Below are 22650 nucleotides of genomic sequence, written 5' to 3'. Positions count from 1 at the left end.
GTATTAACCATGTTCGCAATTAGCATCGGTTCATCTTTGGGCACTCGAGGATTTGCTTTTCTCTGCCTGCACTTTGACGATCAACTGGTCAAGCGTCTGGCTAAGCTGGATCACGTCGCGGTGAAGAAAGGTTTCCTTCCGCATCGCAGCCGCCACCAATTGTCCTCGCAGTCTTTCCAGTCGAAGATAACTTTGATTGTCCATGGAATGCAATCCCCGCTTTATAGTGTACTATCTGTCACGGACATTATACGACGACAAGCGGACAAAGAATGTCATAATCAGTCGAGGCCTTTATTACATTTTTGTTACAGCCTACATCAGCGGAATAATGCCGTTGACTAGGCCGAGGAACCTGGATTTTACACGTTCCGTCGTTTCCATGACTTCATCGTGCGACAGCGGTTGATCCAAAATACCTGAAGCCATGTTGCTGATACAAGAGATGCCAAGCACTTCTATGCCGGAATGGCTTGCCGCAATAACCTCGGAAACCGTCGACATGCCGACAGCATCCGCTCCCAATATACGCATCATGCGAATTTCCGCAGGCGTCTCGTAGGATGGTCCAAGCACCGCGATGTACACGCCTTCTTGAAGCGTGAAGCCTTGCTCCAGCGCCACATCTCTGGCCAGCTCGCGCAAACGTTTGCTGTAAGGCTGCGACATGTCCGGGAAACGAACGCCAAGCTCCTTGTCATTAGGTCCAACCAGCGGGTTGTGGCCTTGGAAGTTAATGTGATCGCTGATCAGCATGAGATCACCCGGATTGTAGTTCGTGTTAACGCCGCCTGCCGCATTCGTAACCACCAGCTTCGCAGCGCCGATCGCTTTCATGACGCGCACCGGGAAAGCCGTCAGATCAGGGCCATAGCCTTCATACAAGTGGAACCGTCCGCGCATCAGAACAACCGGGCGACCGGAAAGCTTGCCGATCATCAGCTCGCCTGCATGACCTTCCACGGTCGAGATCGGAAAATGCGGGATTTCATGATAGGGAATGACGACAGCCTCTTCGATGTAATCGCCAAGTATGCCAAGTCCGGAACCCATGATAAGGCCGACTTCCGGTTTGATGGAAATTTTCGAATTAATGTACGCTGCCGCCTCTTGAATATGGGATGATTTGAGTGTGTTCACGTTGATGAACCTCCTGTAATTGTTGTCGACTTGCAGTACTACCTTAACGGGTATGGATGATCGTTCAGTTCAACTCATGCAAAAATGATACTCCGTTGTCCGGGCGCTTCACGCCGAAGTTATCCGCAACGGTGGCTGCGACGTCTGCGAAGGTGGAGCGAATGCCAAGCGATCCGGGCGTCTTCAAAGCCGGCCCGTATACCAGCAGCGGTACATACTCTCTCGTATGGTCGGTACCGGAATAAGTCGGATCATTGCCATGATCGGCTGTTACGATGAGCAAATCCCGCTCCCCAAGCCGTTTGGTCAGCTCCGGTACGCTGCGGTCAAACGCTTCGAGCGCCCCGGCGTATCCTTGCGGGTCACGGCGATGGCCATAGAGCGAATCGAAATCGACCAGGTTCGTAAAGAGCATTCCTTTGAACGGTTTATCCAAAGCAGCGATGGTCTTCAGCACCCCATCCTCGTTGCTCTTCGTATGAAGCGCCTCCGTAATGCCTTCGCTGACGAAGATATCATCGATTTTGCCAACGGCAATGACGTCGAAACCGCCGTCCTTCAGCGCATTCAGCACGGTCGGCGACGGCGGCTTCACCGCGTAATCATGCCGGTTTGCCGTCCGTTTAAAGGAACCCGGCTTGCCCACGAAAGGCCTTGCGATGACGCGACCGACGGCATACCGCTCGTCCAGCGTAAGCTCGCGTGCGATTTCGCAGGCGCGATACAGCTCCTCCAGTGGGATCATGTCTTCGTTCGCCGCAATTTGGAAGACGCTGTCCGCACTCGTGTAGACAATCCATTTACCTGAATTTAGCTGCTCTTCGCCCAGCTCGTCCATGATGTCGGTGCCGCTGGCCGATTTATTGCCAAGCACGCCGCGGCCTGTCCGAGCTTCGAATTCGCTGAGCAGCTCATCAGGGAACCCGTCCGGGAACGTCCGGAAGGGCACCGTTACCTTTAAGCCCGCGATTTCCCAGTGGCCGGTCATCGTATCTTTGCCTACGGAAACTTCAGCCATTTTGCCATAGTAAGCTAATGCGTCTGCATCCGACTTCCAGCTGCCGAGTGGAGCGATGCGATCCAGGCCCCAGCTGCGAAGATGCGGCATATGCAGCTCCGGCACCTCTTGCAAAATATGGCCCAGCGTATGAGAACCTACATCGCCAAAAGCCGGTGCATCGGGAAGTTCGCCGATTCCGACGCTGTCGAGCACGATTACTGTAATACGGTCAAACTTCATAGCCTGATCACTCCGAATTCGTTTGTTTACTTCTGGCCCGCGGATGGGCCAGGTTGTACACCTCTTTAATGCGCGGCTTAGTCACCTGCACATACACCTGGGTTGTGGAAATATCGGCATGGCCGAGCATTTCTTGCACGGCACGTAAATCTGCGCCGTTCTCCAGCAGATGAGCGGCGAAGGAGTGCCGGAGCGTGTGCGGCGTCATTTCACCTTCGATGCCCGCTTCTGCGGCGTATTTCTTTAAGATTTTCCAGAAGCCTTGCCGAGTCATTCTGGCCCCTTGCTGATTGAGAAACAAAGCCGTTTCGTCGTTCTTGCGCAGCTTCACGCGCACCTGTTCCAGATAGACGGTCAGCGCCTCAGTCGCAACGTGGCCAAGAGGAATGATTCGCTCTTTGGTTGCGGAGCCGATACAACGAATGAAGCCCATCGGCAAGTTAATATGCTCATCATCTAAAGAGATAAGTTCAGATACACGGATCCCCGTTGCATAGAGAACCTCCAGCATGGCAAGATCGCGTTTACCGGCATTCGTTTCCGGATCCGGTGCGGCGAGCAGCCTCTCCACATCCGAGATCGTGACGATTTTGGGCAGACGCTTCTCTTGCTTGGGCATCTCCAAATGGATCGACGGGTCGCTCTGCATATGCCGCTGCATAATTAAATAGTGAAAAAAAGCACGTATCGAGACCATATGTCTGGAAACAGTCGCAACCGCCCGTCCCTGCTGCTTCAGCTGAAGCATGTAGAGAGAGAGGTGGTGTTTCTGGATGCCCTCCACAGACGAGATGCCCTGACTCTCCGCATAATCCAGAAATAAGGACAAATCCCGCTCATAGGACGACAATGTATTGGCAGACAGCCTCCGGCCTTCCTGTAAATACTGTATAAATGTTCGCAGATGCACTCTCATGGGTCGTTCCTTTCCCGGATAAACAGCTTCAGCAGGTATTCCTGCTATATTCCACAAAGCTGCTAAATCTCCTGCCAAAGGAAGCCAAATCACCTGCATCCTATTCGCCATACCAGTAAAATAACCGAAGTTTGTCATAAATGCTGCTTGCATCCACCTGAAACGGTTCTTCGTTGAATACCTTCAAAGCTTGGCCCTGCGGTACTCGGTATGGATCCTGCGGGGTTATCCAAACGGCGATAAACCTGCAGCCGCCATACATCGTAATTGTAAGGAAACAGAGCAGCAGCACAAATAATATCCGTCTCAGCCACCTGCGAACCGACACCACCATCGCGAATTCCCCTTTTCCCAAAAGCGAAGAATGGGCAGCCTTTCCCGATTACAGACGGGCAAATGGTTGTCCTTTACAACACCTTATGAGCAGGGACGATGAATCATGCCTAGGCACCGGGCTAGCTTAGTTTATCGAAAGGCACGCTTTCAAGCAATTGACTCATACTGATGTACGGCATGTTTACAGCTTCAGCGACCTGCGGATGAGTAACGCGGCCTTTGTACGTGTTTACACCTTTACGAAGCGGCTCGTTCGCACGCACTGCTTCCTCCAGCCCCTTGCCGGCAAGCTCCAGCGCATAAGGCATTGTAACGTTCGTCAGCGCAAGCGTAGAGGTCCGCGGAACGGCTCCGGGCATATTCGCAACCGCATAATGGAGAACCCCGTGTTTCTCATAGACGGGATCCTTATGCGTCGTTACACGGTCGATCGTCGCAATCGTTCCCCCTTGGTCAACGGCAACGTCCACGATGACGGCACCTTTCTTCATCGTCTTGACCATTTCTTCGGTGACCAAATGCGGCGCTCTGGCACCCGGAATCAGCACGGCTCCGATCAAGAGGTCTGCTTTCTTCACTGCGCTCGCAATGTTGTAGGGATTCGACATTAATGTGCGAATGCGGCCTTCGAACACCTCGTCGATATAACGCATCCGATCGGCGCTCCGCTCCAGGATAACGACACTGGCCCCCATTCCAAGGGCAATCCGAGCAGCATTCGTACCGACAATGCCGCCACCGAGGATGATTACTTCGGCAGGCGGAACGCCGGGTACGCCGCCAAGCAATATGCCGCGTCCGCCGTAGAAGGCTTCCAGAAATTGCGAGCCGACTTGCACCGCCATTCTGCCAGCTACCTCGCTCATCGGTGTGAGCAGCGGCAAGCTGCCATTTGGCATTTGAATCGTTTCATAAGCAACCCCTGAGACATCCTTCTCAATCAGCGCTTTGGTCAGATCGGGCGCTGCGGCTAAATGAAGATACGTGAACAGCAGCAGCCCTTCGCGGAAATAACCGAATTCCTCCGGCAACGGCTCTTTCACCTTCATAATCATTTCCGCTTTAGCCCATACATCCTTGGCCGTCGGCAAGATGGCCGCGCCTTCCGCTACATAGGCTTCATCCGTAAAGCTGCTTCCTTCACCGGCACCGCTTTCGACCACGACCTCATGTCCGGCAGCCTTCAACATTCCCGCTCCTGCAGGGGTTAGCGCAACTCGATACTCGCTTGCTTTGATTTCTTTCGGCACGCCGATAATCATATGCATCTCCCTCTCCGTCTCCTTGATTCTTCATATGCAGGCAGAGGACGGGTTGACAGTCCTCCCTGATACTTTCTCTCGCGGAACGGAAAATATGTACCAGCGTATCAGCATCTACCCATGCCCTTGTACGAATGTCTCCATACACTGGAGTATTGGTTCCTGCACCGATTGGAAGTTCAGTCTATCGTTAAAGGAGGAGCATCTTTGCCAAATGTTGAACGGCTGCTGCTCAGCTGCTCAAAAGGCAGATCATCAGGTCATACTACGCGTAAATTAATCGGATTCAAATCGCAATCGCAATATACGCAATGTCTCAAAGAGCTTGCCAAATACGGCATCCGACCGGTTAAGAGCATTCGCCGCAACCGCGTTATCTGCTGTCATGTCGACAGCCGCCGTACCCAGCAGCTGCAATCGCTTGCCCAGCATCCGAATGTCAGCTACGTCGAGCCCGATTTCAAGCTCCATGCACATGGTTTTCAGGTGCATCCCAAGGCGAAGAACGCGAAGGTTCGCATCCATGCAAAAGCTTCTCTCTACTCGAGAAAAAACTTGCGAACGCGCGGTGCAGGCAAAGGAAAGCTGCACTCGGATTCGTCCTCAAGCAGTGTAGGCTGGAATCTCTCGCAAATTGAAGCGAATAAAGTATGGTCAGCCACGAAAGGCAAAGGCGCAGGAATCGCCATTATCGATACAGGTATTGCCAAGCATTCCGACCTTCGCATATGCGGAGGCGTCAATACGATGGGGGGTTCATCCTACATTGACGATAATGGCCATGGTACGCATGTGGCAGGCATCGCGGCGGCAGTCGGCGCCAATGGCATGCTGCAGGGCGTAGCTCCTCGTGCCAGGTTATACGCCGTCAAGGCATTGGATGCAAACGGCGCCGGTTATGTATCCGATATTATCAAAGGCATCGACTGGTGCATCTCCAAGAAGATCCCCATCATCAATATGAGTCTCGGACTGGAAGGCGAAACAAGCAGCGCGCTCAAGGAAGCGGTACAGCGGGCAAGACAGAGCGGCATAATTGTCGTCGCCTCGGCAGGAAACAGCGGAACAAGCACCGGCCGTATCGATCAGCCTGCCCGGTATTCAACGGCAATTGCGGTTGCCGCTTCAACACGTAAAGGGAAGGTCGCGAATTATAGCAGCCGCGGCTACGGCATCGATGTCACCGCCCCGGGCAGCTATATTAAATCGACGTCACTCGGCGGCGGCTACCAAGTGTTATCCGGCACGAGCATGTCCAGTCCTCATGTGGCAGGCGGCGTTGCGCTATTGAAGTCGCTTGATCCTTCGCTTGGTCCTACGGCGATCACGAAGCGGCTTCGTGCTTCAGCCAAACGAATTTCGAACTACTCCTATAAAGCACAAGGTTATGGGATTATGCAGCTTGGAGGGGCAACCTCTTCTTCCTCCTCCGAGCAATCGACTGAGGCGGCATCGCGCAAATCCAAATCCGGTCATAAGTCCAGTAGGAAGAGATCCTAATAGAGCCGACAAAGTAACCATAGAAACGCGCACAAAAAACTCCCTTTAACAGTGTTGCTCAGCACGAGCGCTGAGAACACTGCAGAAGGGAGTGTTTAGTTTTCGACCTTAAGTGCATCGTTCTTCGCTTTGCAATTGACGCATATTCCTTGAAAATCAAGGCGATGGTCCAGAACCGTAAAACCATATTCCCGCTCAAGTCGCTCTTCGAGCGGCCCAAGCCAATCTTCCAATATTTCACTCATGGTTCCGCATTGCACGCAGATGAGGTGATGATGATGATGTTTGTTGTTGTCTGCCCGCAAGTCGTACCGCGCAACGCCATCCCCAAAATTCATCTTCTCCACGACATGCAGCTCGCTCAGCAGCTCCAATGTCCGATATACGGTTGCTAATCCAATCTCCGGCGCGATGTCCTTGACGAGCATGAACACGTCCTCCGCGCTAAGATGATCCTCTTCATTCTCCAGAAGCACGCGAACTGTAGCTTCTCGCTGCGGGGTCAGCTTGTACCCCTGCGACTGCAGTTGCTGCTTAATCTTATCAATCCGGGATTCCATGGCTTCCCCCCTCATACCTGACTTGTGCCATAATCACGGAATCGGTTTGCTCTTATTATAGGTGCACATATCGAACAAAGTCAATTTTTTTTAGAATCATTACAATCCAGCGCTGACTCCTACGATCAGCGGAGCGGCCCATTTCAGCAGCAGCGGAGTCACATAACACTCGATCGCAGCAGCACCGAGAATGATGACCAACATCATGGCAGCGCTTGATGTGAAGGCTGCCAGTGGCTGGCTTAGAGTTCCGAAACGGCCCAAGAGACGGTTCTTAACTACATAGAGGCCGAAGGAAATAGCCGACACGCTTATGATAAGAAATGCCGGAACTGCCAATAAGTTTGGCGGTGCAACAGAAGCAAGCGAGAAGATCAGCCCCTTCCACGCAAATTGCCTCACCAACGTGCCGATCGCGAAACCGACCAACACGCCTTTCAGAAAATCAAGCGCCAGCACGAGCGGCATCCCCACGACTGTGAGGCCGAGCACCCAGATAAGCAGCAGCCATTTGGCATGAAACCAGGCACGGTCCCAGAACGTATCTCCGCCGCTCTGTAAGACCCCTTCTTGGATATGATGGATGAATTGCTCTACATCCCCGGCCAAATTTTGCTGCTGATCCAGTGTCAGCGCATTAACGAGCAGCGCGCCGAACACGACCCCTACGACAAATAAAACAGACACGAATACATAAAGCGTCAGCTGATCCTTCATATTCGGCTGGAGCGCAGTTGTTCGCATGGCATATCCCCCTAAACCCAGATGGTTCAGTGTATGTCCAAGCCGCCGCTGCTATGACGGTCTGCAGGCAGCTTACGACTTTCGGCTCACAGCAACTTTGCCGTAGTTGCCACCGCCGCCGGCTTGCAGCTTTAGTGAGCCGGTGCGAGCGTCTGCGATAACAGCAGCCGCCGATTCGCCCGCAATCTCAGCAATTGCCTCCGTTGGTGCGTCATGAAGAATGTTCATTTCCGTGCCAAACTGATCCAGCAGCTTGGTCAATGTCTTCGGACCGATTCCCGGGATAAATTCCAGCGGTACTTGATAGATGTACCGCGGGCGATCTCGCGGCACAACAGGCTCACTTCGACCCGCTTTGGCCCCGAGCTCCATAATGCGGTCCAATACCCCGCGGACTTGCTTGAGGCTCCCGCATTGCAAGCAGCGCTCGGCATCCTGCGTATCCCCGGCGAGCGAACCGCAATTCACGCAGTACGTGCGATGGTACTTGCCGAGTACCGGATTTAATCCGTAATTGGCTGTAATTGCCCGCCCTCCAGCTCCTTCAAGCGCAAGCTTCAGCTCCTGAAAGGATGACTCTTGAAGGGATAGCTCATTATATTCGCGGCCGATCTTCGATAAGGAATGCGCGTCTGAATTCGTCAGGAATGGGAGGGTATCGAGCTCGGGTATGAACCCTGCCATCTCGCTGTCTGAGCTTAATCCGAGCTCGACGGCATCGACAAGGTTCGGAACGAGCGTATCTTGAAGCTGATCGGAGCAGCTGCCGAACAAGCTCTTATGCGGCGTGAATATATGGGCCGGGATGAACAGTCCGCCTCGTCCCTTCACTTCCGCTTGCAGCTCGCGGGATGGCACATATAAGCGCTGCGAGCTGAGCTGGACATTGCGCATCGAGCGGGACATCCACTTCGTGAACGACTGCATTTCCGCAAAGTCCGGCAGATAGATCAGATGATGGGCCGTGCCGAAGCCGGCATCGCGAACCTCGATTTCTGCTCCAAGCAGAATGGTCGTATCTCTGTAGCGAATACCGCCGCCGCTGATTTGGTTCATCTCCCCGGAATCAAGCAAGGACTCGATATCGCGCTGTACGCCGGGCGAATGGCAGTCGATCACTCCGAGCAAACCGATGCCTTTGCGAACCGCGGCCTCATACGCAATGTTGCGGAAGGTTAGATCCTTACTCCCGCTGATCTTAACCGGCTCGCCACGCTCCGTCCGCCCAATATGCAGATGAAGATCGGCAAACACGCGGCCCGTTTTCCCTTGTACGGCCGTCGCTTCCACGGTCGTCACTTTCAGATCTCTCCCGTAAGTCTGTAGATATGCCATGCATAAACGGCCAGAATCGTCTTCGCGTCGCTGATTCGCTCTTCTTTCATATACTGCTGCGCTTGCTCGAACGTAATCGCTTCTACCGCGAGAAACTCATCCTCATCCGGCGCGCTTTCGCCTTTGACAAGATCCTCTGCGAGATAGACATACAGCTTCTCGTCGGCGAATCCAGGTGAAGTATAGAACGCGCTTAGCGGGCGAAGCTTCCCGGCGCGATACCCGGTTTCTTCTTCAAGCTCACGTGCTGCCGCAACCATCGGATCTTCGCCGGCATCCAGCTTGCCTGCCGGAATTTCGATTTGGAATTTCTCCATGGGCTTGCGATACTGCTCAACAACGAGCATTTTATCATCGATCAGAGCCAATACGGCTGCCGCACCCGGATGTCTGACAATTTCGCGCGTGGCTGTTTTGCCATCGGGCAGCTCTATCGTATCAACCTGCAGCGAAATGATTTTTCCATCGAAAATCGGTTCGGTCTTGACTGTTTTCTCGCGGAATTGATCGGTTTTCTCTAACATCCCTCATCGGCTCCTTTAAATGGCGATTCCCTAATTCGGTAGGCATATGTTCTCTAACTCTCTCATATCTATCTATCAGTATAGCAAAAGGGGAGATCGTTCATGAAACAATACACGGTAAAAAGTTCAATGACGCTTGTCGGCAAAGCCTGGGAAATCCGTCATCAGTTGAAGCTGCTTGCCAAAGCGAGCACGAAAACAAGCCCGCTTAGCGGCAGCGGCAAATCCGGCCGCACACTTGGAGAGTATTTGCAATCGACTCGTTGATAATCGACAACCTTGCATGTTCAAACAATAGAAAGGGTTGCCGCCGTAGATCCATCTACAGCGGCAACCCTTATTCGTATAGGCAAAGCTGTTATTCCGTCAGCTCTGCAGCCTGTTCGATAATCGCAACAACCAGCTCCGCTGTTTTCACTAAATCCTCTGCCTTGATTTGCTCGTTCGTCGTATGGATATGCTCATAGCCGATCGCCAAGTTCACGGTTGGAACGCCATGTCCGTTGAACACATTCGCATCGCTTCCGCCGCCGGAGTGAAACAGCTTCGGCGTTCTGCCGATTTTCTCAATCGCAGCCTTCGCCAGCTCCACGACCGGATCTCCATCGGTGAAATTGAAGGCCGGATAAATGAGCTTGCTTTCAAACTCCGCTTTTGCACCGAACTCGGCCGCAACCGCCAGAACGGTTTCGCGCATCGATTCAACCTGCTTGTCGAGTTTGTCCTGTACAATGCTGCGCGCTTCCGCGTCCAGCTTCACGAAATCACAGACGATATTCGTTGCGCCGCCGCCTTCGAAACGTCCGATGTTCGCCGTTGTTTCGTGATCGATTCTACCCAGCGACATGCGGGAAATCGCTTTACCCGCCACTTGAATGGCACTGATGCCATCCTCCGGATTAACGCCGGCATGTGCCGATTTACCGTGAATTTTGATCGTGATCTTCGCTTGCGACGGAGCAGCAACGGCAATATCGCCGATCGGCCCGTTGGAATCCAGCGCGTAACCGAATTTCGCTTTCAGCCTTTTGCTGTCGATCGCTGATGCACCTACAAGGCCGCTTTCTTCTCCAACCGTGATAACCAGCTGAATCGGACCATGAGGACGATTCTGTTCCTTAATGACACGGATCGCTTCGAACATCGCTGCAAGTCCGGCCTTATCGTCTGCTCCGAGAATCGTCGTTCCGTCACTTCTTATGTAGCCGTCTGCGTCAAGATGCGGTTTGATTCCTTTACCCGGCACGACCGTATCCATATGGGAGGTAAAGAAAATCGTCGGTGCCTTCTCGCTGCCGTTTGCTTCAAGCATCGCGAATAAATTGCCTGCACCGTGACCGGTAACGCTTGCCGCATCGTCTTCTTCCACAGAGAAGCCGAGTTCTTTCAGCTTTCCTGTAAGTACATCGCAAATCTCACGTTCATATTTCGTTTCGCTGTCCACCTGGACAAGCGCCATAAATTCATCGATAATTCGTTGGTTATTAATCATCGGCTTTCCTCCGTTCATTGATTTCGTTACAATAGACTCATACTTGTACATCTCACTTATGAAAGGAGCATGCTCTCGTGCGTCCCAACCGATTGATGAAAATGTTCATCTGGCTGCTCATTGCCTCCATGCTGATCTCCACTTTACTGATTGGCGTCGGCTGGATCTTCGAATAGTCCGGTTTCTACAATTGCTTCGCAGCCAAATTGCTTACAGAAATGCGGCAGCAGCTCGCGAGCCGCTTGCTCCACACTTAAGTTAATGCCTGTTACATCAGCAAAGGAAGTAACCGCATATTCCTGGATGCCGCAAGGAATGATGCCGCGAAATCCATCCTGCGCAATGCCTGCTTTAATATTAAGCGCGAAGCCATGGCTCGTCACGAATCCGCGTCGAGTCCTGGCTTTATTAAATTTCACGCCGATAGCCGCAATTTTGGCATCGCCAACCCAAACCCCCGTATACTCCGACTTTCGATTCGTTTCGATCCCGTACCCTGCCAGCCAGTCCATAATAGCCTGCTCCAGCTGTCGCAAGTAACCGTGAAGATCAAGGCCCGCTCCATCCAGGTAAAGCAGCGGATACCCTACAAGCTGACCCGGTCCATGATACGTAATATCCCCGCCGCGATCAATTTGAAACACGCCGATGCCGCGCGCTGCTAATTCTTCTTCGGAATAAAGCAGATGTTCGGGATGTTTCTGCGAACCGATCGTATAGGTCGGGGGATGCTGAAGAAGGAGCAGCGTTTCACGTCGCTCCTCCTTGTCGATTTGTTTCACGTATGCCTTCTGTAAATCCCATGCTTCGGCATAACCGAGCATGGGCGTATAGTGAACATCGATCGCTTTCACGTTCGTTGTCATAACATGTAAGCCCCGTTTCAATACAGCTTCGTATCCAGATTGAAGCTTTCCAAATTTTCTTTCACCCGCTGCAAGAAACGGCCGCAAATGACGCCATCCAGGATCCGATGATCCAGCGACAAACAAATATTGGCCATCGAACGAACTGCGATCATATCGTTAATGACGACAGGACGCTTCACGATGGATTCACAAGTGACGATCGCCGCTTGCGGGTAGTTGATGATTGGGTAGGACAGGATCGAACCGAACGAGCCCGTATTATTGACGGTGAACGTTCCGCCTTCCATATCGGCCAGCGTCAGCTTGCCTTCGCGGGTTTTGCGAGCCAGATCCTCAATTTCCCTTGCGAGGCCGGCAATATTTTTCTGATCGGCATTCTTAATGACCGGTACTTTAACCGCATCCTCCGTACCCACCGCAAGACCGATATGAATATCGCGCTTCACGATGATTTTGTCGACGGCCCATACCGAGTTCATGATCGGGAAATCCTTGATCGCATTTACGACGGCTTTCACCCAGAATGCGAGATAAGTAAGGTTGACGCCTTCACGCTTCTTGAAATCATCTTTCAGCTTGTTGCGCAACGAGACGAGGTTCGTCACATCCACTTCCATCATCATCCATGCATGCGGAATTTCAGTGACGCTTTGGCGCATGTTACGTGCGATCGCATTGCGAACAGGGGTAACATCGATAAAATATTCGCTTCTGCCCGGCATTTGCTGCCCTTCCACTTCAACGCCGGGAATACGAGGCGTCTCCGATAAATGAAGGCCGGAGGATCGAACCTGCTCCCCGCCGCTCTTATTCGACTGTTGCGTTTGCTGCGCACTGCCAAGATGCCCGGCTGCTGTACCGGCAGTTCTTGTTCCGCGTCCGGATTCCACATACGCCAGCACGTCTTTGCGAGTGATCCGTCCTCCAAGACCTGTTCCTTCAATCGCAGACAGGTTCACATTATGTTCTGCTGCAAGCGACTGAACCGCAGGGGAGTAGCGATGACGCATAGAGTCATCGCTGCCTGCTACAGCTGCCGCACCTTGCGCGCGAACAGCTGCACGATCATTGTTTCGGGCAGGAGCACCGGAAGCTGCCGGGGTACTTGCGCTGCCTGCGTTAGGCGAAGCATTCGGCGCAGCAGTACCCGCTCCCTCTTCATCAATTTCGATGAGGCAAAGCGGCGTACCGACAGGTACCGTTTCACCTGCACCGACTAATATTCGAATCAGCGTCCCTTGAATGGTCGCGGGTAGTTCTGCATTTACTTTGTCTGTAAGAATTTCACAGATCGGCTCATACATCTCGATTGAATCGCCAGGCTGCTTGAGCCATTTATCAATCGTTGCGGAGACAAGCGATTCTGCGAGTTGTGGCATGACGACTTCCGTCACTTTCTTCATTCCGACCACTCCTAAATGTTTTGCGAAGCGACTTCGATTTTAGAATAATGCCAGCTTCTTCATCGCTTCTTTCACTTTATCTTTATTCAGCATAAAGAATTTCTCGCCCGGTGGATTAATCGGCATTGCCGGAACGTCCGGACCACATAGTCGCATAATCGGAGCATCCAGCTCATACAGCATCTCTTCTGCTATAATAGCCGATACTTCTGCACCAATGCCTCCGAATTTGTTGTCTTCATGAATGATGAGCACTTTTCCGGTACGGCGGGCAGCTTCCAGAACGCCTTCTTTGTCCAGCGGCTGAAGTGTACGCAAGTCGAGCACATGGGTAGAAACGCCTTCTTCTGCAAGTTCCTCCGCTGCTTCGAGCACGAAGTGAAGCGGCAGACTGTAGCTGATAACCGTAATGTCGTCGCCTTCGCGAAGGACATTGGACTCTCCGATCGGAACGATGTAATCGCCTTCTGGAACATCGCCGGTTACAAGCTTGTAGCATTTCTTGTTTTCAAAATAAATAACCGGGTCCGGATCGCGAACGGCTGCTTTCAGAAGCCCTTTCGCATCGTAAGCCGTGTAAGGCGCTACGATTTTAAGACCCGGTGTCCCGAAGAAGACCGATTCCGGACATTGCGAATGGTACAATCCGCCGAAGATACCGCCGCCGATCGGCGCACGGATAACAAGCGGGCATGTCCAGTCATTATTGGAGCGATAACGGATCTTGGCCGCTTCGCTAATAATTTGATTCGTAGCCGGGAACATGAAGTCTGAATATTGCATTTCGGCGATAGGCTTCATGCCGTACATCGCCGCACCGATGGCAGCGCCGACGATGGCAGACTCCGCCAACGGCGTATCCAGCACGCGCTCTTCGCCAAACTGGCCGATAAGCCCTTTCGTCGTCGTAAACACGCCGCCTTTATGTCCTACGTCCTCGCCGAGCACGAAAACATCTTCATCGCGTTCCATTTCCTCTTTCATGGCCAAGCGGATCGCATCGATATAGTCCATTTTCGGCATGTTAGCGTCCCCCTTCGCCATGATGATCATCGGCGTAAACATGTTTCAATATATCTTCAGGTTCCGGGAATGCTGCTTGATCTCCGAAGGAGGTCGCATCATCCAGAGCCGCTTTAATCTGCTGCATCAAGGCCGCGTCGCGCTCTTCATCCCAAATTCCGCTGTCAATCAGATACTGCTTGAACTTCGGCAAGCCGTCTTTGTCGCGATGCGAATCGACTTCTTCCTTCGTCCTGTAAGCTAGGTCCTCATCCGATGTGGAATGCGGCGATAAGCGGTACATCACTGCCTCAACCAATGTCGGTCCCTCGCCGTTTGCTGCGCGCTCGCGCGCTTCTTTGACGACGCGGTACACTTCAAGCGGGTCGTTGCCATCTACGCTATAGCCAGGGAAACCGTATCCAATGGCACGATCAGCGATTTTACCGCCGATTTGCTTATGAATCGGTACCGAAATTGCATATTGATTGTTTTCGCACATGAAAATAACCGGCAGTTTATGCACTCCGGCAAAGTTGGCACCTTCGTGGAAATCTCCTTGATTGCTGGAGCCGTCGCCGAAGGTAACAAAGGATACGAAATTCTTCTTCTTCATCTTGGCAGCCAGTGCAAAACCGACTGCATGGGGCACTTGCGTTGTAACAGGGCTGGAGCCCGTTACAATACGAAGACGCTTCGCACCGAAGTGTCCCGGCATTTGGCGACCGCCGCTGTTCGGGTCAGCCGCTTTGGAGAATAGGGAAAGCATGAGCTCGCGCAATGTCATACCTACTGCAAGCACAAATGCGTAGTCGCGATAATAAGGCAAATAATAATCTTGATTCCGATCGAGCGCGAAAGCTGCACCAACCTGTGCGGCCTCTTGACCGATACCGGATACGTGGAACTTGATTTTGCCTGCCCGTTGAAGCAGCAGACAGCGCTCATCATACCGACGAGCGGTTGTCATTAACGTGTACATTTCAATGGCTTGATCGTCCGTTAGCCCAAGCGCAGCATGTTTGGTTTGCTGCACGGCAGATTCGGATTGTGTCATGAGGGATGCCCTCCTTTTAGCTGCTATTATAACCAGGTACTAAGACTTGCCTATACCCATTATAACCGACTTTTACCGAAAAAGAAATGCTCCGTCCACTGCTGTGAAGGTGTTGTTGCTTACTATATAAAGATGCAGCAACGACCTAAAATGCCAATGAATTACCATGAACTGCCAGCATTGCTTCGCCCAGCACTTCAGAGAGCGTTGGATGCGGGTGAATGACTTGTCCCACTTCCCATGGGGTCGCATTCAGCAGCATAGCGAGCGACGCTTCGGACAACAAATCCGTTGCATGAGGACCGATCAGATGAACGCCAAGCACATCATTCGTTTTCGCATCCGCAATGACTTTCGCGAAACCATCCGTTTCTCCAAGCACATGCGCCTTGCCAATCGCTTGGAAAGGGACTTTGCCGACTTTGATATCATGCCCTTGTTTGCGAGCTTCGTCTTCCGTCAGTCCGATGGAAGCCAGCTCCGGCTTGGAATAGATCGCTCTAGGCACTCGCGAGTGATCGGGCGCCTGTTCTTTACCGCCAAGCATATGGTCTACGGCAACAATTCCTTCATGGGCTGCCGCATGTGCCAGCTGCAAGCCGCCGTTCACATCGCCAATCGCATAAATATGAGGCTCATTCGTTTGAAAATATCCATTGACGCGGATAACACCTTTCTCCACGCGAACGTCTGTGTTCTCGAGACCGATCTCCTCGACGTTCGCTTGGCGGCCAACAGAAACAAGGAGCCGCTCCGCGTTCAAGATCACCGGGCCATCTGCCGTATCTGCTGTAATGGAGGCTTGTCCGTCATTATAGGTATACGTATCTAGCTTCAATTGAATACCTGTCAATATCCGTACGCCTCTGCGGCGTAATTGCTTCGCAAGCTCGGCAGATGCTTCCGCATCTTCACCAGGCAGCAGTCGCGATGCCGCTTCAATCAAGGTCACCTCTACTCCGAAGTCGATGAGCATCGATGCCCACTCTACGCCGATAACGCCCCCGCCAACGATCAAGATGGATTCCGGAAGCTCGTCCATCGTCAGCGCTTCATCGCTTGACATGATTTCGCCTTGTTTCGGTTCCAGACCCGGCAGCGAACGCGGACGCGATCCCGTTGCAATGATCAGATTCGTTGGAACGATGGTTTCCATTTCGCCATCCGGGAGCTCGACCGCTACACTTCCGCTCTTCGGCGAGAAGATGGAAGGCCCGATTACTCTGCCGCTGCCCTGCATGACCGTGATGTTATGCTTACGCATCAAGTACTGGAGCCCTTTGTACAGACCCTCAACCGTATTCTCTTTGCGACGTTGTACTTTAGGAAAGTCGAGCGAGATGGCTCCCTCAGCCACATGAATCCCATATGTATCGGCCTTGCGCATCGTGGCGTATACTTCTGCACTGCGGAGCAGCGCTTTACTCGGTATACAGCCTTTATGTAAGCAAGTTCCGCCAAGCTTCTCTCTTTCCACCACGATCACTTTCTTCCCTGCTTGTGCCGCTTTGATCGCAGCTGTATATCCTGCAATGCCTCCGCCGATGATGGCCAAATCGCATTGAATCGTCATTCTTGTTGCTCCTCTCCAGATCGTAAAGCCGTTTCATGTCTATTGTACCTTTTTTCAAAGCTCCTTGAAACTGCCACAAGCGATGAAATGGACAGCCTTCGCTGAAAAAGGTATGATTAAAGCATTATTGTCGTTGTTTCTGTACAGGAGGATTTATTCGCATGAAGCAAGTTACTATTCGTTTTATTGCCGTTTTGCTGCTCGTTATTCCGGGAATTGCCGCAACCTATGGATTTCTTCTCATGAAGGATGCAATCTTTCATTATTTCTCATCCTTCGGCAATGATGCCGCTGTCCATAATTTCGAATGGTGGACCTTTATTCTTGGCATGGTGCTGTTCCTGCTTGGCGTCGGTTTTATCGGAGGATGGACCTTCTTCCGCGACCGCAAACGCAATTATGTTTCCTCCCGCTTTCGTGAGAAGCGGCCTCGTCCGCCTCGGCCGGGCGTTTAATTGTTGAAAATAGCTGGAAGACAACGTAAAAAGGCGAGCACTCCGCTGATGGAGATGCTCGCCCTTTTGTGTTTATAGAATCTTATCCACAATCCCGTAAGCCACCGCTTCTTCGGCACTCATAAAGCGATCTCTGTCCGAATCTCGTTCGATCTGATCCTTCGACTGCCCCGTATGCAGCGCAAGCAAGGCATTGATTTTCTCACGCGTCTTCAAGATCCAGCTGGCATGAATCTGAATATCCGAAGCCTGCCCTCTTGCACCGCCAAGCGGCTGATGAATCATCACTTCACTGTGCGGAAGAACGTATCGTTTTCCTTTGGCTCCGCCAGCTAACAGAATTGCGCCGAAACTCGCCGCAAAACCTGTACAAATCGTCGAAACCTCCGGTTTAATAAACTGCATCGTATCGAAAATCGAGAAACCCGCCGTTACCGAGCCGCCTGGGCTGTTTATATACAGCTGAATGTCTTTATCGGGATCATCTGCAGCGAGGAAGAGCAGTTGAGCAACGACCGCATTGGCCATTTGATCTTCAATTTCACCGCTTACCATGACGATACGGTCTTTGAGCAGCCTTGAATAAATATCGTAGCTGCGCTCTCCCCGATTCGTCGATTCCACAATATAGGGCACTAAACTCATAGACGGAAACCTCCTCATTCGCTGCCGTTAGGCTGCATACATCATGCTGACGGATGAGCGGTTGCCTTGTGACGCATGAAGCTTACCAATTGCCTGTACCGGATCCATAAGCTGCTCCTGCACGTTAGCAAGTACGACTAACGCCTGAGCGTCGCCTGCGCGAACGGCATGAACATAAGCATAAAGCTGACTATCTTCCACTTTGCGCTCCGCCAGCTTCGAGATTTGCGCAAGATCCGATTGCTGTTTGAGCTTTGCAATAGCCGCTCTTGCTCTATGAAGCGCCGCTTTCACAGCTCCTTCAGACATCTTAAGCTTAGCAGCTACATCGTGGCCTTTATAGCCGAACACCTCTTTGAGCAGAAAGACTGTTCGCTGCAGCGGCGATAAATGATAAATCAACAGTCGAAGCGCATATTCAAGCTCATTCGATTCACCGAACAAACGGTCCAGCACCGCTTCTTGCCTCTCCAGCACGCGTCTGGCTCGTTTCATACGCCGTGCTTGATCGACCGAGATGTTCTTGGCGATACGCAGCAAGTAAGCAGTCGGATTAGGATGTACAAGCGCGCCGTTCATGACCGGCAGCGCCCGCAAACAAGTTTCCTGAACCAGATCCTCTGCATCCCATGTGGAGCGAGTAAGCGAAAGGCAGTAGCGATAGAGGGTAATCCGCATTTCATCAACCGTTGGTTGTATTGTCATCATGGCACCTCCTCATCTGTCAGCGTAGATTCATATCGTAAACGAATGAAGGGATCGAAAGGATACGGCTGAGTTGAAAAATTATCAATGGGATTGCAGTTTCTGATGCCGCGCTTCGCGTGTAAAGAGTCCTATAAGCGCAAACAGCGTAAATGCGCTGCCGAGCATGATAAACATACTATTCGTTGATACATATTGTATGCCGAAACCGCTAATGCCGGGACCGAGCAAGCTGCCGATGCTGAAATGAATGGATGCCGTTACATTCGCGGATGGCAGCAATTCACGAGGCAGCAAGTCCGCCGCGTAAGCAAGACCTAACGAGAAGAATGAGCCGATAAATCCACCAATCATCGCAAGCAAAATGAATAATACGAGCACATTATCTCCTGCCAACGGAACGGCCAGAAACATCAAACCGGCGATTCCTGCACATCCCATCAGCACAGGCTTCCTGCCGATCCGGTCACTAAGCATACCGAGCGGGAACATGAGCAGCAAGCTGCCCACGCCCAGAGCCGGGAGCAGCAGCGAGATGGATGCCTGACTTAGATGGATGCGCAGTCCGTAGAGCGGAAAATTACTGTTCATCGTCGCTTCCATCAACCCGTAGAGAATTGCGGGCAGCAGCGCAAACCAGGCGATGCGATATACTCTAGCGTATCGGTTCGAAGATGAACTGGCAAGCTTTGCCGAATGCTCCGGATATTCCGGATGCAGCGTTCTGACGAACAGCAGAATGGCGACGAATAAGACCGTATTTAAACAGAAAGGAACCCAGTCCCCAATAGACAATAAATTAATACCGGTCGGTCCTAAGCTAAACCCGATTCCATAAGCCATCCCATAAAGTGAAATATAACGGCCTCGGCTCTCTGCAGGACTGCTGCTTACGATCCACAGCTGCGTGCAATAATGAAGGGCACTGTCACCGACACCAACGATTATGCGAAGAACGAACCATACCCATATCGAAGTGAGAAAAGGAAACAACAACGTGCCTAGTGCTGCGAGAATAATACCAATAATAATGCCTTTCTTATACCCCATGCTGCGGATCGGTTTCTCGATAAAGAACATTGTACTGAACGTACCGATGTATAAGGCCATCGAATTTATCCCGTTTACATCCGATGATACCCCTTGCCGATCCAGCAAGATGGACAACAGCGGCAAAATCAATCCTTGATTGAAACCTGAGACAAGTGTGACTGAAAGTAAAATAAAAAGACGCTTCCGCGAAGGAGCAGCAGTTAATTCTATAGGTGACAAAACAATCCTCCTGAATGTACTTCTCTGACATGTTTAAACGCTAATCAAGAAAAAAGCCACATTCGCAGCTTGCACGAAAGTGGCGCTTATCATGTATTCATAATCACTACCATCATTTCGGGTGCTCTCAGGAAACCTTATGCTCGATCCGCAGCTTGTCGGCTACCATTGCGATAAACTCGCTGTTTGTCGGCTTTGATTTACTGATATTGATTGTATAGCCGAACAAATGACTGATGCTGTCAATATTGCCGCGCGTCCATGCCACTTCAATCGCATGACGGATAGCACGTTCAACACGCGAAGGCGTCGTCTTGAACTTCTCGGCAATCGCAGGATAAAGCGTTTTTGTAATCGCGCCAAGGATTTCAATATTGTTGTACACCATCGTAATGGCTTCACGCAAATATTGATACCCTTTAATGTGAGCAGGCACACCGATTTCATGAATGATGCTCGTAATGTTTGCGTCCAAGTTTTTACCTTTTGCAATCGGTACTACATTGGATTTATTCGAAATGGATGAAGAAGATGATGACGAAGAATAGGATGATGAAATCACGGTCGGATTACCAACCAGCTGACGAATGCGGTTCGCGAGTATTTCCATGTCAAATGGCTTCAATATGTAGTACGATGCGCCCAGCTGTACAGCCTTTTGAGTAATATTCTCTTGTCCAAATGCAGTCAGCATGATGATTTTCGGCATTTGTGGCAAATTCATTTCACGAAGCCGTTCCAATACGCCGAGTCCATCAAGATGCGGCATAATAATATCCAAAATCAGAACGTCTGGCACTTCCCGCGTTTCTTCCAATAAGCGAAGCACTTCCTCGCCGTTATAGGCGACACCGGTAACGACCATATCGTTTTGTTCAGAAATATACTCGGACAACAAATTTGTAAATTCCCGATTGTCATCAGCCAACAACACTTCAATTCTTTGCAAGGTATAGTCCTCCTTAGACTAGTAATTCACTCTATTGTAGTTAACGCTTAAAAGCCCTCTGTGCATCTCTTGCTTGTCTAACTAACATTTTCGACATGGGGAATGAAATTCCTTCTGTCGAATAATATTTTTCTTTATTATTAATTTGATCTGATTTATAATGGATAATTTACTACAACATTTATCAGAATTCGCAGTAATTCGACAAAAAAACAAAAATCTTAAGGTGGCTAAGCCGCCTTAAGATTTAAGCTCGCTGGTTTGAGGAGAACACCGGCATCCTGCAGCATCCATTCGATAAAACATCCATAGCCGGATGTCGGATCATTCACAAATACATGAGTAACGGCGCCGATTAGCTTGCCATCTTGAATGATTGGACTGCCGCTCATCCCCTGCACGATACCACCTGTTTGATCCAGTAAACGCTTGTCCGTAATTTTGATAACCATTCCTTTGGTTGCCGGGGACTGCTGTTTGGTGACATGAACGATTTCCACATTAAATCGCTCTACCTTCTGACCATTCACGACAGTGAGCAGCTGCGCCGGCCCTTCCTTCACTTCTTCCGCGAATGCAACAGGAAGCGACTGCTGATTGTAGCTATGTGACGGCAGCTCCTTCATTTTGCCGAAGATGCCAAACGACGTATTGCGCTCTATATTGCCAAGCACTTTACTTTCTTTAATGAAATGTGCTCTTTTCTCTCCGGGTTCGCCATTTTGGCTTTTGTTGATGGACGTCACATTGGACTGCAAAATCTGACCTTCACCAACCTCAATCGGAGTTTGGGTGTCCATATCCGTAATAACATGTCCCAAAGCACCGTAAACGCCTTGATCCGGCGCATAGAAAGTCAACGTTCCGACACCTGCAGCAGAATCCCGGATGTACAGTCCTAACCGCCAAGCGCGGTCCTCCGAGTCAAATACCGGTGCAAGCTTTGTTTCAAATAACCGTGTACCGCGTTTTACCGTGAGCTGAAGCGATTGCTTCGCATCACCCGCTTCTTCAGCCATCTGGGCTACTTTATGCACCTCGTTAATGTACTTGCCATTAATTCGGATAATAAGATCGCCTAGCTGCAAATTTGCTTGCTCACCCGGTGATACCCGAGCGCCTTTAGCATCCGTGACCTGATGATGACCCACAACCATAATGCCGGCTGATTTCACTTTGACGCCGATGGTTTGTCCACCGGGAATGACACGTAAATCAGGAACAACATTCACTTTGACGGTCTTAAACGGAATTTTTCCAAATAATTTCAATTTCATCGTAGTTTTTCCGCTGTGTGACGACTGAATGGAGAGCGGTTTGTTCAAATTAATGGACAGTGAACGGTCAGATGAACCGTTGACTTGCAGCATTTGCGGATCAACGGTAACTTGAGCATGTACAGGCATACCATAGTCTAATTGCTTCAACTGGCCGGAGAACAAACGAACTTCGTTCGGAAATGCGGCGAAATGTTGAATTGGAGAGGATAGACCAAGCATGCAAACGATGATAACGAGAAGTAAACCCAGCCACCGCTTCCGCTGATTGGCATTCAATGACTTCACGCTCCCTGTTGCAAAATCGCTTGACGAGAAAGGTGGTTCGCCATTTGCGTACCTTTAAGGTATCCCTGCCCCAACAGTTTTATGTCGCCAAAAACATTCCCTGATT

General features: G+C 51.1%; 24 protein-coding genes. 3 read left to right on the top strand and 21 right to left on the bottom strand.

All coding sequences use genetic code 11. The features are described from left to right. Positions 1-30 precede the first annotated feature (30 nt). The 6 genes from I8J30_RS16945 to ald form a co-directional block, all read right to left on the bottom strand. On the bottom strand, positions 31-204 hold the full coding sequence (locus tag I8J30_RS16945; protein ID WP_210659690.1) for an aspartyl-phosphate phosphatase Spo0E family protein: 174 nt from the start codon (positions 202-204) through the stop codon (positions 31-33). Positions 205-315: 111 nt separating this feature from the next. Next, positions 316-1140: a purine-nucleoside phosphorylase gene (locus tag I8J30_RS16940; protein WP_338044879.1), complete on the bottom strand. Its 825-nt coding sequence runs from the start codon at positions 1138-1140 to the stop codon at positions 316-318. A gap of 64 nt (positions 1141-1204) precedes the next feature. After that, positions 1205-2380, bottom strand: a complete 1176-nt coding sequence (locus I8J30_RS16935) for a phosphopentomutase (protein ID WP_210659688.1) — start codon at positions 2378-2380, stop codon at positions 1205-1207. A gap of 7 nt (positions 2381-2387) precedes the next feature. After that, positions 2388-3296: a site-specific tyrosine recombinase XerD gene (gene xerD, locus I8J30_RS16930; RefSeq protein WP_210659686.1), complete on the bottom strand. Its 909-nt coding sequence runs from the start codon at positions 3294-3296 to the stop codon at positions 2388-2390. A gap of 100 nt (positions 3297-3396) precedes the next feature. Beyond that, on the bottom strand, positions 3397-3630 hold the full coding sequence (locus I8J30_RS16925) for a DUF4227 family protein (protein WP_210659684.1): 234 nt from the start codon (positions 3628-3630) through the stop codon (positions 3397-3399). Between the two features lie 121 nt (positions 3631-3751). Next, positions 3752-4894, bottom strand: coding sequence for an alanine dehydrogenase (gene ald / locus I8J30_RS16920; RefSeq protein WP_091220509.1), 1143 nt, complete (start codon positions 4892-4894; stop codon positions 3752-3754). A 207-nt stretch (positions 4895-5101) separates the two neighbouring features. Here ald and I8J30_RS16915 point away from each other — a divergent pair, with 207 nt between their 5' ends. Beyond that, the gene (locus tag I8J30_RS16915; protein ID WP_210659682.1) at positions 5102-6394 is read left to right on the top strand and encodes a S8 family peptidase; all 1293 of its coding nucleotides are present in this window, start codon (positions 5102-5104) and stop codon (positions 6392-6394) included. Between the two features lie 95 nt (positions 6395-6489). On the opposite strand, the gene fur is transcribed toward I8J30_RS16915, so the two are convergent. From fur to I8J30_RS16895, 4 genes are all read right to left on the bottom strand, one after another. Further along, on the bottom strand, positions 6490-6954 hold the full coding sequence (gene fur / locus I8J30_RS16910) for a ferric iron uptake transcriptional regulator (RefSeq protein WP_090976842.1): 465 nt from the start codon (positions 6952-6954) through the stop codon (positions 6490-6492). 99 nt (positions 6955-7053) lie between these two features. Then, the gene (spoIIM, locus tag I8J30_RS16905; RefSeq protein WP_210659680.1) at positions 7054-7698 is read right to left on the bottom strand and encodes a stage II sporulation protein M; all 645 of its coding nucleotides are present in this window, start codon (positions 7696-7698) and stop codon (positions 7054-7056) included. Between the two features lie 72 nt (positions 7699-7770). Then, positions 7771-8997 carry an endonuclease Q family protein gene (locus tag I8J30_RS16900; RefSeq protein ID WP_338044878.1) on the bottom strand — a complete coding sequence of 409 codons (1227 nt, stop codon included), beginning with the start codon at positions 8995-8997 and terminating at the stop codon, positions 7771-7773. A 2-nt stretch (positions 8998-8999) separates the two neighbouring features. Continuing rightward, positions 9000-9557, bottom strand: a complete 558-nt coding sequence (locus I8J30_RS16895) for an NUDIX hydrolase (RefSeq protein WP_210659668.1) — start codon at positions 9555-9557, stop codon at positions 9000-9002. 102 nt (positions 9558-9659) lie between these two features. On the opposite strand from I8J30_RS16895, the gene mciZ reads away from it, so the two are divergent. After that, positions 9660-9824, top strand: a complete 165-nt coding sequence (gene mciZ, locus I8J30_RS34235; RefSeq protein WP_091219173.1) for a Z-ring formation inhibitor MciZ — start codon at positions 9660-9662, stop codon at positions 9822-9824. Between the two features lie 91 nt (positions 9825-9915). Here mciZ and I8J30_RS16885 read toward each other — a convergent pair whose 3' ends face one another. From I8J30_RS16885 to lpdA, 6 genes are all read right to left on the bottom strand, one after another. Next, positions 9916-11049, bottom strand: coding sequence for a M20/M25/M40 family metallo-hydrolase (locus I8J30_RS16885; protein WP_210659666.1), 1134 nt, complete (start codon positions 11047-11049; stop codon positions 9916-9918). A gap of 143 nt (positions 11050-11192) precedes the next feature. Further along, on the bottom strand, positions 11193-11915 hold the full coding sequence (gene lipB / locus I8J30_RS16880) for a lipoyl(octanoyl) transferase LipB (RefSeq protein ID WP_210659658.1): 723 nt from the start codon (positions 11913-11915) through the stop codon (positions 11193-11195). Positions 11916-11932: 17 nt separating this feature from the next. Continuing rightward, positions 11933-13321, bottom strand: coding sequence for a dihydrolipoamide acetyltransferase family protein (locus I8J30_RS16875; protein WP_210659656.1), 1389 nt, complete (start codon positions 13319-13321; stop codon positions 11933-11935). Positions 13322-13360: 39 nt separating this feature from the next. Beyond that, a complete protein-coding gene (locus tag I8J30_RS16870) occupies positions 13361-14344 on the bottom strand; it encodes an alpha-ketoacid dehydrogenase subunit beta (RefSeq protein ID WP_210659654.1) in 984 nt (327 codons plus the stop codon). Position 14345: 1 nt separating this feature from the next. Next, positions 14346-15380: a thiamine pyrophosphate-dependent dehydrogenase E1 component subunit alpha gene (locus tag I8J30_RS16865; RefSeq protein WP_210659652.1), complete on the bottom strand. Its 1035-nt coding sequence runs from the start codon at positions 15378-15380 to the stop codon at positions 14346-14348. 145 nt (positions 15381-15525) lie between these two features. Further along, entirely contained in the window at positions 15526-16953 is a 1428-nt protein-coding gene (lpdA, locus tag I8J30_RS16860) for a dihydrolipoyl dehydrogenase (protein ID WP_210659650.1), read from the bottom strand. Between the two features lie 161 nt (positions 16954-17114). Between lpdA and I8J30_RS16855 the strand changes: the two genes are divergently transcribed. Next, positions 17115-17408, top strand: coding sequence for a DUF2627 domain-containing protein (locus I8J30_RS16855; protein WP_210659648.1), 294 nt, complete (start codon positions 17115-17117; stop codon positions 17406-17408). A 72-nt stretch (positions 17409-17480) separates the two neighbouring features. Here the strand turns inward: I8J30_RS16855 and clpP are convergent, their stop codons facing one another. The 5 genes from clpP to spoIVB form a co-directional block, all read right to left on the bottom strand. Next, a complete protein-coding gene (clpP, locus tag I8J30_RS16850; RefSeq protein WP_210659646.1) occupies positions 17481-18053 on the bottom strand; it encodes an ATP-dependent Clp endopeptidase proteolytic subunit ClpP in 573 nt (190 codons plus the stop codon). 27 nt (positions 18054-18080) lie between these two features. Continuing rightward, entirely contained in the window at positions 18081-18761 is a 681-nt protein-coding gene (locus tag I8J30_RS16845) for an RNA polymerase sigma factor (protein WP_210659642.1), read from the bottom strand. A gap of 81 nt (positions 18762-18842) precedes the next feature. Then, the gene (locus I8J30_RS16840) at positions 18843-20030 is read right to left on the bottom strand and encodes an MFS transporter (protein ID WP_240548128.1); all 1188 of its coding nucleotides are present in this window, start codon (positions 20028-20030) and stop codon (positions 18843-18845) included. Between the two features lie 127 nt (positions 20031-20157). Next, positions 20158-20979, bottom strand: coding sequence for a sporulation transcription factor Spo0A (spo0A, locus tag I8J30_RS16835; protein ID WP_210659634.1), 822 nt, complete (start codon positions 20977-20979; stop codon positions 20158-20160). 230 nt (positions 20980-21209) lie between these two features. Next, positions 21210-22535, bottom strand: coding sequence for a SpoIVB peptidase (gene spoIVB, locus I8J30_RS16830; RefSeq protein ID WP_177245834.1), 1326 nt, complete (start codon positions 22533-22535; stop codon positions 21210-21212). Positions 22536-22650: the final 115 nt, after the last annotated feature.

This window comes from Paenibacillus lignilyticus, from assembly GCF_017942085.1.
GTDB classification, from domain to species: Bacteria; Bacillota; Bacilli; order Paenibacillales; family Paenibacillaceae; genus Paenibacillus_Z; species Paenibacillus_Z lignilyticus.
Note: the sequence above shows the minus strand (reverse complement) of the source record. Positions and strands in the feature narration are given on the sequence as shown.

What these genes read in the sequence shown, in the direction of transcription:
- I8J30_RS16945 (WP_210659690.1), bottom strand. Translation starts at nt 204, where the DNA reads ATGGACAATCAAAGTTATCTTCGACTGGAAAGACTGCGAGGACAATTG.
- I8J30_RS16935 (WP_210659688.1), bottom strand. Translation starts at nt 2,380, where the DNA reads ATGAAGTTTGACCGTATTACAGTAATCGTGCTCGACAGCGTCGGAATC.
- xerD (WP_210659686.1), bottom strand. Translation starts at nt 3,296, where the DNA reads ATGAGAGTGCATCTGCGAACATTTATACAGTATTTACAGGAAGGCCGG.
- I8J30_RS16925 (WP_210659684.1), bottom strand. Translation starts at nt 3,630, where the DNA reads ATGGTGGTGTCGGTTCGCAGGTGGCTGAGACGGATATTATTTGTGCTG.
- ald (WP_091220509.1), bottom strand. Translation starts at nt 4,894, where the DNA reads ATGATTATCGGCGTGCCGAAAGAAATCAAAGCAAGCGAGTATCGAGTT.
- fur (WP_090976842.1), bottom strand. Translation starts at nt 6,954, where the DNA reads ATGGAATCCCGGATTGATAAGATTAAGCAGCAACTGCAGTCGCAGGGG.
- spoIIM (WP_210659680.1), bottom strand. Translation starts at nt 7,698, where the DNA reads ATGCGAACAACTGCGCTCCAGCCGAATATGAAGGATCAGCTGACGCTT.
- I8J30_RS16895 (WP_210659668.1), bottom strand. Translation starts at nt 9,557, where the DNA reads ATGTTAGAGAAAACCGATCAATTCCGCGAGAAAACAGTCAAGACCGAA.
- mciZ (WP_091219173.1), top strand. Translation starts at nt 9,660, where the DNA reads ATGAAACAATACACGGTAAAAAGTTCAATGACGCTTGTCGGCAAAGCC.
- I8J30_RS16885 (WP_210659666.1), bottom strand. Translation starts at nt 11,049, where the DNA reads ATGATTAATAACCAACGAATTATCGATGAATTTATGGCGCTTGTCCAG.
- lipB (WP_210659658.1), bottom strand. Translation starts at nt 11,915, where the DNA reads ATGACAACGAACGTGAAAGCGATCGATGTTCACTATACGCCCATGCTC.
- I8J30_RS16875 (WP_210659656.1), bottom strand. Translation starts at nt 13,321, where the DNA reads ATGAAGAAAGTGACGGAAGTCGTCATGCCACAACTCGCAGAATCGCTT.
- I8J30_RS16870 (WP_210659654.1), bottom strand. Translation starts at nt 14,344, where the DNA reads ATGCCGAAAATGGACTATATCGATGCGATCCGCTTGGCCATGAAAGAG.
- I8J30_RS16865 (WP_210659652.1), bottom strand. Translation starts at nt 15,380, where the DNA reads ATGACACAATCCGAATCTGCCGTGCAGCAAACCAAACATGCTGCGCTT.
- lpdA (WP_210659650.1), bottom strand. Translation starts at nt 16,953, where the DNA reads ATGACGATTCAATGCGATTTGGCCATCATCGGCGGAGGCATTGCAGGA.
- I8J30_RS16855 (WP_210659648.1), top strand. Translation starts at nt 17,115, where the DNA reads ATGAAGCAAGTTACTATTCGTTTTATTGCCGTTTTGCTGCTCGTTATT.
- clpP (WP_210659646.1), bottom strand. Translation starts at nt 18,053, where the DNA reads ATGAGTTTAGTGCCCTATATTGTGGAATCGACGAATCGGGGAGAGCGC.
- I8J30_RS16845 (WP_210659642.1), bottom strand. Translation starts at nt 18,761, where the DNA reads ATGATGACAATACAACCAACGGTTGATGAAATGCGGATTACCCTCTAT.